This window comes from Bacteroidales bacterium (assembly GCA_018334875.1).
In the GTDB taxonomy this organism is placed as follows: domain Bacteria; phylum Bacteroidota; class Bacteroidia; order Bacteroidales; family UBA12077; genus JAGXLC01.
Window position 1 is genome coordinate 1 of sequence record JAGXLC010000200.1, and the last position, 7,669, is coordinate 7,669.

Genomic DNA, 7,669 nt, shown 5'->3' on the forward strand with positions numbered 1-7,669 from the left:
AACCAAATGAATAATCTTAAAACCATTAAAACAATAATCAACTATTTTCTAATAATCTGGATAGTGATATGGGCTTATTTCGCCGCATTTAACTGGGCCGTATTTACTGTAAGTCTTAATATAAACCTTGGCTTTGCTGTTATTACGGGTTATCCCCTTATCTTTTATTCCATCGCAGGAATTATCTTTTTCATTATACTTCGTTATATTGCTCAATACCTAGCAGAACGGCAACGAATCCATGAAAAAAATCTGGAAAATAAGATCGCCATGCAGGGAAAAGACATCGAAATACTGCAGCTAAAAGAGGTTCTGTTTAATATGCAAACCAAAGAGCATAATCAAAATGTCGAATCCATGAAATCTCTGAATGAAAAATTAAATAAGATCTCAGAACAAATGCAGGCAGAAAAAAAGGAATATTCTAAAAAAGAAGAGGAGGAAAAAGATAACTCAGATACAGATAAAAACGTATAACCAGAATCTTCAGGATTATTGTGTGGAAATCCTAATTTTGATTGCCAAAAACTCATATAACTTACATTTTGAAAGAAAATCTATAGATGAGTTTTTGTATGTTTTTTATCTGTAAAGTCAAATTTAAATACCTTAGAATATGAGAAATCGTTCACAAAAAATCCGCCTGGGAATTTTTCTCTTTGTTAGTCTTGCCATTCTGCTTTCCGTTATCGGATTTTTTACAGCAAGGGAATTCTTCGAAAAAGAAGATATTTATTATGTCTCTTACGAAGGAGTATCTGTCAGTGGCCTTGAAGTGGGCAGTCCGGTTAAATATATGGGTATCAAAGTAGGTACCATTAAAGATATACGTATAGATCCCCAGGATGTTAACCGGGTAGTTCTGACTCTGTCTTTGCAACCCGATACCCCTATTAAGGCTGATGCGCATGCTGATATAACCTCTATCGGAATTACCGGATTAAAGGCTATAGAAATCAGCGGAGGAAGTAACAAGGCAGAATCCCTGGAACCAGGCTCCCATATTCCCGCTGGCTCGTCCATTACACAGGAAATTACCGGAAAAGCGGAAATAATCGCTCAAAAAGCTGAAAAAGTGCTGAACAACCTTCAAATATTTACCGAACCTGATAATTTAAAGGGTTTTACCGAATTGATCGATAAAATAACCATACTCACAGAACAGGCCAACCGTACGGTGATCAAACTCGATACCATCGTAACTGAGAACCGGCGGGACATCCGTGAATCGATTGCCCCCATGAAAGCGATCAGTGAACGCATGGATGAATCAAGCCGGTTACTGGAAACCACCATGAAAACCATCAATCTCAGAGTGCAAAGTGATACCATTGATGATATTCTTTCTAATTTAAGGGATATTTCAGCCAGGTTAAAAGCATCCGATATCAAATCCCTAATCGGTAATGTTGCCAGGGTGGCTGATCAGGTAGAACAACTGGTGTTAAAGGTAGACAATGATTTTGATAAAAGCAGTGAGGAATTTTCCGAAAGCCTTTATTTGTTACAATTAACCCTGGACAATCTGAATAAAGCATCCACGAAGATAAATAACGATCCTTCAATCCTGCTGCGGGGAACAAAAGAGCAAGGTATTCCCGATGAGCATTTAAACAAGTAACCCATGAAAATATATCAAGCCACTCTCCTGATAACAGCTATATTGATAATGGCAGGCTGCAGTTCTTCAAAGCAGACGGTTAACCGTTATTATGTCATCGAGCCTCCGGACAGCTCTCTGATTTCAATTGATCAAAAGCATCTGCTGGCGGAAAGCCATTGTGAAATCGCACCGGTTGAAATTTACCCGGCCTTTGCTTCAAAAGATATCGCAAACAGAAGCGGTAGCCATGAGCTCCTTTATTATAAACGTCACCATTGGGCGGTAGGCCCGGCTGAATCTCTGACTTTTATCCTGAAAGACTACCTGAACCAGGCTTCTCTCTTCAAAAGGACCTCTAAAAGATTCAGGGGGATCAATCCTGATTTCAGACTGGAAACTACCGTTTACCAACTTGAAGTGGTGCAGGAACAGGAAAGTTTTTCTGCCCATCTGGCACTGGAATTTAAACTGTTCAGCAACCCGGAAGAAAGATTGCTCCTGAGTCATAGAGCTGACAGGATGGAAAAGCTTCAGGAAAACGATTTGAATTTGTTTGCAGAATCCATTGGTTTGCTTTTTTTTGAAGAATTGAACCGGTTCTCCGAAATAATCAGGAATCGGAGATCGGAGATTCAACACTCAATTGATTGATTACTGAACGTTAATTAACCAGTCAACGGCATTGAAAAGCAAAAAAGAAATACCATCCGTTCATTTTGAATTTATTGGAAATACCCTCTTTCTCAAACATTCCCTGTCGGTTTCCAATACAGAACAATTTATGAAAAAGGTATCCCAGGCTGTGGAATATCTTGATCAGAAAAATTTGGAGATCAACCTTGACCAGTTGGATTATATTGATGGTGCAGGAGTCGCAGCTCTGAACTTCCTTCGTGAAAAATTCAGTCCTCAGGGTATAAGTATTACCTATACTGGGGGAAAAGAACATATTAAGAAAAAAATGGAAATTTTTTCTTTAAATGAATTCCCAAGGGATCCAAAACCAGACAAGTCTTCTATCTTTGAGAAATTTGGCGAAGCTACTGACAGGCTGTTGCATGATTATATTTCCATCTTTATTGTCCTTATGGCAAATGTAGTCTATTGGTCTATATCCGATATTTTCATATCAAAAAAGCAACGTCGCGGAGAATTTTACAACCAGGCCGTATTAATCGGTGTGAATGCCATCTGGATTGTGGGTGCACTGTCCTTTATCATTGGTCTGGTTATGGCGCTTCAGTCATCCGCACAGCTCCGCAACTTTGGCGCCAACATATATATTGTGGATCTTACGGTGATCGCCATGATGAGCGAAATGGGTCCTTTGATAACGGCCATTATTGTGGCCGGTAGAAGCGGATCTTCCATTGCAGCGGAAATTGCAACCATGAAAGTTACTTCAGAACTGGATGCCCTGCAGACAATGGGACTTCAACCCGTCCGGTTCACAGTCATTCCCAAGATGCATGGAAGCCTCGTTACAATGCCTTTTCTCACGATTATTGCAAATATTACAGGAATACTGGGAGGTATGCTCATCGCATTTGTATACCTGGATATCACACCCCAGGTTTTTATCAACCGTATGACAGAATCACTTTATAACCGCGATATTATGATTGGTATATTCAAAAGCCTCGTATTCGCCTTTATTATTGTTTTGACCGGGAGTTTTTTCGGACTTCAGGTGAAAGAAGGGGCTGAAGGGGTTGGAAAAGTTACCACAAAGGCTGTAGTGGTATCCATTTCACTGGTTATGGTAGCCGATAGCATCATGGGGTTATTTTTCTATTAAAACAGAATGATGGCACAAAAGAAAATCATTGAAGTAAATGCACTGTCCAAGTTCCTGGGAGGTCAGGAAATTTTGACCGATGTCTCCTTCGATGCATATGAAAGAGATATTACCGTTATTCTTGGAGGGAGTGGTGCAGGCAAATCCGTTCTTTTAAAGCATCTGCTGGGGCTTTATATAGGAGAGGTCGGAAGCATTCATATTTTGGATACAAACATTGCAGAACTGCAGGAAGAGGAGCTGAAAAATCTCTACATCAAAATGGGGGTTTTCTTTCAGAATGGAGGCCTCTTAAATTCTTTAACCGTGGGTGAAAATGTAGCCCTTCCCCTGGAACAGCATACCGATCTGAATGACGAACTGATAAAACGCATTGTATTGACCAAGCTTCAACTGGTCAATTTAACGGATGCCTATTATCTGTACCCTTCCCAGCTAAGTGGCGGTATGCTGAAAAGAGCCGCACTGGCCAGGGCCATTGTTATGGATCCCCCTTTGCTTTTCTGTGATGAACCCGGGGCTGGCCTTGATCCCATTTCACTGGCTTCTCTGGACGAACTGATTCTGAATCTCCGTAAACAAATGGGGATGTCCATTGTGATCATCACCCATGAAGTTTCCAGTATACTTAGAATCGCTGACAGAATTATTTTTATTGACAAAGGAAAAAAGATTTTTCAAGGCACACTGAAAGATGCGCTTGAGAGTGACATTGAACAAGTATATACCTTCTTCGAAAAAGGAAGATCCATACCTGAAAATCCTGCCTAACCTGGCCAAGCAAAAACCAAACAGGATGTTATCATGTGATTTTATATATCCTGGTTTTGGCTTGTCCAAGTTAGCCAATACATATCAATTTAATGTTCTTGCTATCATTTATAATAAACTTTGTAGAATATTTATAATTTACGTAATTTGCACCCTGATATCTTTTTTCCTATAACCCTCTACCTTATGATCAGTGCTTTTATTTCCCCGAAAAACAATCTGTCGCATGGATTAAACATTTTGCTGAACATCTCCATCTTTACCGGAATACTGATATTTGCAACCATTTCTCACGCATTTGGTGACACCGGACAAAACCAGGAGACTCCCGGCAGAATTCTTGTAGGATGTGAGCCGGATTATCCTCCCTATTGCTTCATAAATGAAAATGGAAAAGCAGACGGATTTTCCGTGGAACTTTTCCAGGAAGCGGCCAATGAAATGGGATTGAAGGTCGATTTTAAGACCGGGCCCTGGAATAAGCTAAAATATGATCTGGCAGAAGAAAAGCTTGACGCATTGCCATTGGTAGGAAGAACTCCTGAAAGGGAAAACATGTATGATTTTACCTTTCCTTATCTCACCATGCATGGAACAATTGTAGTACGGGAGAATGACACAAGCATTCGCTCCCCGGATGACTTGCAGGGCAAGGAAGTGGCCGTAATGAAAGGCGATAATGCAGAAGAATTTTTACGTCGTGTCGATTTAAATACAAATATTATACAACGGACCACTTTTAAACGGGCCATGACAGAGCTTTCCGACGGAAAACACGACGCCGTTGTCATCCAGCGATTATTGGCACTTGAGCTGATCAGGGAAAATGGTTTCAACAACCTTAGGGTTGTAGAAGGAGCCAGCGATATTTACCGGCAATCTTTTTGCTTTGCCGTAACAGAGGGTGACGAGGAGCTGCTGAGTTTACTTAATGAAGGTTTGTCAATTGTTACCACCGCTGGAACTTACCGGCAACTTCATGCCAAATGGTTCGCCCCGCTTGAATCGGTTGCAAGTTCAGAAAAAAGAATCATCATTGGTGGGGACAAAAACTATCCGCCTTACGAATTTCTGGATGAGAACGGACAGCCATCGGGTTACAACGTTGAACTTATGCGTGCCATTGCTGATGAAGTAAATCTGAGCATAGAATTCCGACTGGGGCCCTGGGCAGAAATCCAACAGGAACTTGATAATGGCAATATCGATGCCATACAGGGGATCCTGTATTCACCGCAGCGGGATGAAACCTTTGACATGTCTCCCGCTCATACCACCATCAGCTATGTAATTACCGCCAGAAAACATTCACAATTACCGGAAAACCTGAGCGAGCTGAAGGGTAAATCGGTTTTGGTTCAGAAGGGTGATCTCATGCATGACCATGCCTTACAACAGGGACTTGAAGACGAACTCATCCCTGTAGAGACGCAGGAAGAAGCCCTTCGTCTTTTAAGTAGAGGAAAATATGATTTTGCACTCACTTCAAGGGTTCTGACAAATTATTTTAAGGAAAAGAACGGATGGGATAACCTCACCACGAGCAGCAAACCCGTCCATTCGGCAGGATATTGTATTGGTGTTAAAGAAGGCAATAGTGCTTTGCTTACAAAACTCTCCGATGGTCTTGCAGCCATTAAAGGTACGGGCAAATATCGTGAGATTTATTCTCAATGGCTGAGTGTATATGAAGAACCGGAGTTTGGTCTAAGAGATTTTCTGAAGTACAGCTTATATATTCTTTTGCCTTTAACTCTGATCCTGGTAGGTTCGCTTGTATGGTCGCGTACACTCAATAAACGGGTAATCAACCGAACACGGGAACTTCGTGAAGAAATTAAGGAAAGAGAAAAGTCGGACAAAAAATTAAAGGAAAGCGAGCGAAAATACCGCGAATTATTTACCTCTATTCGGGATGCAATTCTGGTAGCTGACACCAAAAGGAAAATAATTGATTGTAATCCGGCTTTTACGGATTTATTGGGTTACACGCTGGAAGAGGTAAAAGGTAAAGAGACCGTATATGTCTATGATTCTGAACAAGAATTTAATGATATGGGGGAAGCCCTCAGAAACCATCAGGGGAATGCCAGAGACTTTCTCTATACCATTCATTACCGGAAAAAAGACGGTACTGTCTTCCCGGGAGAAACCAATGTATTCTACCTTCAGGACGAGGACGGAAATATCAGCGGATTTATAGGACTTATCAGGGATATTACCAGCCGGATAGAAGCCCGGGAAGCACTTAAAGAAAGCAAAGAAACCGCAGAAAGATACCTTAACATCGCAGCCGAGATTATCCTCTCTCTGGACACTAAAGGAAATATCACCCTTCTAAACGACAGCGGCCATCGTTTGCTGGGATATGAGAAGGGTGAGTTGATCGGGAAGAACTGGTTTGATGTCTGTCTTCCCGAAGATGCACAGGCAGAGGTTAAAGAACTTTTCGATAAATTGATGCAGGGGGAGCCGGAAGGTCAAAAATTGGTAGAAGGACCGGTTTTAACAAAAACAGGAGAGAGAAAGACCATTCTTTGGCATAACAGCCTCCTCAGAAATAAAAACCAAGAGATAACGGGTGTCCTTACTTCCGGGGAAGACATTACCGAACGCAAGAAAATGGAGATTAAACTGGAAGAAAGAGAAAATTTTATTTCTGCCTTGCTTGATAATCTTAGCGTGGGAGTGGTGGCCTGCGATGCAAGCGGTATGTTAACCTATTTCAACAAAAAAACGCAGGAATTTCACGGCCTCCCCCGAATGAACCTCCCACCCGCGAATTGGTCCGAATATTACGATCTTTTCATGCCTGACGGTGAAACACGGATGAGTCCCGAAGAGGTACCCCTCAACAGGGCATTTAAAGGGGAATACTTCAATGAAGTAGAAATGGTTATAAAACCTAACAATAAAAAACCATTATATATCCTGGCTTCAGGCCAACCCCTTAAAGACAATCAGGGCAACATAACAGGAGCAGTAGTAGCCATGTATGACATCACCGACCGCAAAAAGGCAGAAGAACAGTTAATGGAACTGAATAAAACATTAAAGGAGCGAAATGAAGAAATCGCTGCACAAAATGAAGAATACGAAACCCTGAATGAAGAATTGAATGAAAAAAATGAGGAGCTAAAAAGGATCAATCAAGAATTGGAAGAAGCAAAAGAAAAAGCAGAGGAAAGCGATCAGTTGAAATCTTCCTTCCTGGCCAATATGAGCCACGAAATCCGGACACCCATGAACGGCATTATGGGATTTGCCGATTTATTGAAACAACCGCAATTAAGCGGGGAAAGGAAGGATTACTATATTGAATTGATACAAAAAAGCGGGGAAAGAATGCTGAACATCATCGGCAACCTTCTGGATAGTGCTAAAATTGAATCAGGGCAGATGGAGACTCAATTGGAAGAAGTCTCTGTAAATGAAATAATGGATGACCTGTTTTCCATGTTTGAGCCAGAGGCAAAAAAGAAAGATTTATCCCTGAC

6 protein-coding genes are annotated in these 7,669 nt (G+C 41.2%); all 6 read left to right on the forward strand.

Annotated elements, in window-relative coordinates; all coding sequences use genetic code 11:
* On the forward strand, nucleotides 1–477 hold a 477-nt coding region (locus tag KGY70_14085), incomplete at its 5' end, for a hypothetical protein (protein ID MBS3776319.1).
* A gap of 139 nt (nucleotides 478–616) precedes the next feature.
* On the forward strand, nucleotides 617–1,621 hold the full coding sequence (locus tag KGY70_14090; GenBank protein ID MBS3776320.1) for an MCE family protein: 1,005 nt from the start codon (nucleotides 617–619) through the stop codon (nucleotides 1,619–1,621).
* A gap of 3 nt (nucleotides 1,622–1,624) precedes the next feature.
* Nucleotides 1,625–2,254 carry a membrane integrity-associated transporter subunit PqiC gene (locus KGY70_14095; protein ID MBS3776321.1) on the forward strand — a complete coding sequence of 210 codons (630 nt, stop codon included), beginning with the start codon at nucleotides 1,625–1,627 and terminating at the stop codon, nucleotides 2,252–2,254.
* A 31-nt stretch (nucleotides 2,255–2,285) separates the two neighbouring features.
* Nucleotides 2,286–3,401, forward strand: coding sequence for an ABC transporter permease (locus tag KGY70_14100; protein ID MBS3776322.1), 1,116 nt, complete (start codon nucleotides 2,286–2,288; stop codon nucleotides 3,399–3,401).
* Between the two features lie 9 nt (nucleotides 3,402–3,410).
* A complete protein-coding gene (locus KGY70_14105; protein MBS3776323.1) occupies nucleotides 3,411–4,172 on the forward strand; it encodes an ATP-binding cassette domain-containing protein in 762 nt (253 codons plus the stop codon).
* A 186-nt stretch (nucleotides 4,173–4,358) separates the two neighbouring features.
* The coding region (locus KGY70_14110) for a transporter substrate-binding domain-containing protein (GenBank protein ID MBS3776324.1) at nucleotides 4,359–7,669 on the forward strand (3,311 nt) is incomplete at its 3' end.

Coding starts and splice junctions, on each gene's coding strand:
- KGY70_14090 (MBS3776320.1), top strand. CDS start 617: ATGAGAAATCGTTCACAAAAAATCCGCCTGGGAATTTTTCTCTTTGTT.
- KGY70_14095 (MBS3776321.1), top strand. CDS start 1,625: ATGAAAATATATCAAGCCACTCTCCTGATAACAGCTATATTGATAATG.
- KGY70_14105 (MBS3776323.1), top strand. CDS start 3,411: ATGGCACAAAAGAAAATCATTGAAGTAAATGCACTGTCCAAGTTCCTG.